Source organism: Mesorhizobium sp. M7A.F.Ca.US.006.04.2.1 (genome assembly GCF_004022915.1).
GTDB lineage: Bacteria > Pseudomonadota > Alphaproteobacteria > Rhizobiales > Rhizobiaceae > Mesorhizobium > Mesorhizobium ciceri.
Genome location: NZ_RZQA01000981.1, coordinates 1 through 2,107, shown reverse-complemented (window position 1 = coordinate 2,107; position 2,107 = coordinate 1). Strand labels below are relative to the sequence as shown.

The 2,107-nt window shown below is 58.9% G+C and carries 4 protein-coding genes; 3 read left to right on the top strand and 1 reads right to left on the bottom strand.

The window, feature by feature from the left end; translation table 11 throughout:
- The coding region (locus EN925_RS33130) for a trypsin-like peptidase domain-containing protein (protein ID WP_206633062.1) at positions 1–423 on the bottom strand (423 nt) is incomplete at its 3' end.
- A gap of 235 nt (positions 424–658) precedes the next feature.
- On the opposite strand from EN925_RS33130, the gene EN925_RS33125 reads away from it, so the two are divergent.
- From EN925_RS33125 to EN925_RS33115, 3 genes are all read left to right on the top strand, one after another.
- Positions 659–1,012 (top strand): hypothetical protein, encoded by a 354-nt coding sequence (locus tag EN925_RS33125; protein ID WP_127367034.1) that lies wholly within the window; start codon positions 659–661, stop codon positions 1,010–1,012.
- Positions 1,013–1,249: 237 nt separating this feature from the next.
- Positions 1,250–1,720: an Hsp20 family protein gene (locus EN925_RS33120; protein WP_127367036.1), complete on the top strand. Its 471-nt coding sequence runs from the start codon at positions 1,250–1,252 to the stop codon at positions 1,718–1,720.
- 73 nt (positions 1,721–1,793) lie between these two features.
- A partial coding sequence (locus EN925_RS33115) for an Hsp20/alpha crystallin family protein (protein WP_164894560.1) occupies positions 1,794–2,107 on the top strand: 314 nt, incomplete at its 3' end.

Below are 2,107 nucleotides of genomic sequence, written 5' to 3'. Positions count from 1 at the left end.
GTTGGGCCGAGGCTCGACTTTCAATACCGCGATGTCGGTTGCCGGATCGCGGCCCACCACCCGGGCGGGCGCCGTCTCCTTGTCGGAGAACACGACGTGAATCTCAGTTGCGTCGGCGACGACATGGTTATTGGTGACGATGTAGCCTTCGGGACTGATCACAAAGCCGGAGCCGAGTGCTTCCCGCACCTGGGGCTGGATACGCCCTCCTCCGTCGAAGGGATTGAGAAAGTCGTTGAGCGTCGTTTGATCCTGGATGATCTGCCTGGTCGTGATGGCGACAACCGCGGGCAGCTTCTGACGCACGATTGCGCTGAAGTCGTTCGGAATTTCCTGTGCGGTGGCCGGAGCAAGGCCGCCAGTCGAGAGCATCAGGGCTCCTGTGATCAAGCCAATGCACAAGTTCCTAGAGAGGTAAGACATGACTGGTTCTCCTGCCGGATTCGGGTCCTTGATTTTCGCCCGACGTCAGAACTGAGATTCTCGCCGATTGTTTCACCGGCTGGATAAAATGGTTCTAAGGCGTTGACCACGGGAAATGTGACCCGTGCCAAGCCATTGAAACTTGCTTGAGACGTCCCAAAATTTCGTCTGGCGGGAATCGCGAGAGCCGCCAAACTCAAACACGCAGGAGATTGTCTGAAGCGGAGGACCATCAATGGAAGCAGCCATTTCGACCCATTTTGCCTCGATTGAACCCGTGGCCCCCGATGTTTTTCTGGACCGATTGCTGCATCCGGCACGGCATTTCAAACATCCCCACGACGTCTTGGCCGACGTTGCCCTGGACGGTCAGGAGAAGCGCGCCATCCTTTCGTCATGGGCGTCGGATGCCTGCGCGGTAGAATCCGTGCCAGCGCTTCGCATGCTGCCGGGGGCGGGTGAACCAGTCAGCTTCGATGCGATCATGGATGCATTGCAACAATTGGATCAATCGGACGAGCTTGCCGGTCCTGATGGCAGTGACAGCGCGATGGTGGCCGGGTTCGTGCCATTCATCGATCGGATTTAAGCGCGACCTGATTGTTCGTGAACCATTGACCCGTCGGCGAGTGACCCCGCCGGCGGGGGGTGGCATGGGTGCGTTTCGCCCGGATTGCCGCTGAAAATTTTCCTAATACCTCTTGAAGGTGCAAGTCGCGATTCTAAATTGATGGTCGCCGGTCGCCTGATGGGGCCGGCAAGACCAGGAGGCGGCAAGGCTCTTGGCGCCTCCTATGATCCATGTTGCTCAAAGGAGGATGTGGTTATGAACCTCGATTTTACCCCCCTGTACCGGTCCAGCATCGGCTTCGACCGCATGGTCGACATGCTTGAAAATGCGAGCCGTGTGGCCTCGTTCGACAACTGGCCGCCCTACGATATCGCCAAGGTTGATGATGATGACTATCGCATCACGATGGCGGTCGCCGGTTTCTCGCAGGACCAGCTGACCATCACTCACCAGCCCAACATGCTGGTCGTGAGCGGGTCGCAATCCGGCGATGAGAACGGCCAGTATCTCTACCGCGGCATCAACGGGCGCGCTTTCGAGCGTCGGTTCGAACTGGCCGATCATGTCAAAGTTGCTGGCGCCAGCCTTGAGAACGGGCTGCTGAGCATCGATCTCAAGCGCGAGGTTCCCGAGGAGATGAAACCGCGCAAGGTCGAGATCTCCAGCGGGGCTCCCATTCCGAAGATCGAAGCCCGCAAGGTCGAGACCGAGAAGCTGGCGGCCTGAGCAATTCACGATGAAGGCATCGCTTGAGCCGGGCGTCCGGCCCGGCTCACAGACCTACGAAAGGAGAAAGACAATGAGCGTACGTGATTTGATCCCATGGGGCCGGGGCAACGGAAACTCGGCGCCCAGTCTCTTCCCTGATGGAGATCGAGACCCCTTCGTCTCCCTCCACCGGGAGGTAAACCGGCTGTTCGATGACGCCTTCCGCAGCTTCGGCGCCAGACTGCCGGCCTTCAGTCCCTCTTTTGCCGCCACTTGGCCCAGCGTCGAAATTTCCGACACGGACAAGGAAGTCCGCGTCACGGCGGAAATACCCGGCCTGGACGAGAGCGACATAGAAGTCCTGCTGGACAACGGGGCGCTCAAGCTTAAAGGCGAGAAGCGTTC

Bases quoted from the DNA above. Each gene is read 5' to 3' on its own strand.
- EN925_RS33125 (WP_127367034.1), top strand. From the start codon at position 659: ATGGAAGCAGCCATTTCGACCCATTTTGCCTCGATTGAACCCGTGGCC.
- EN925_RS33120 (WP_127367036.1), top strand. From the start codon at position 1,250: ATGAACCTCGATTTTACCCCCCTGTACCGGTCCAGCATCGGCTTCGAC.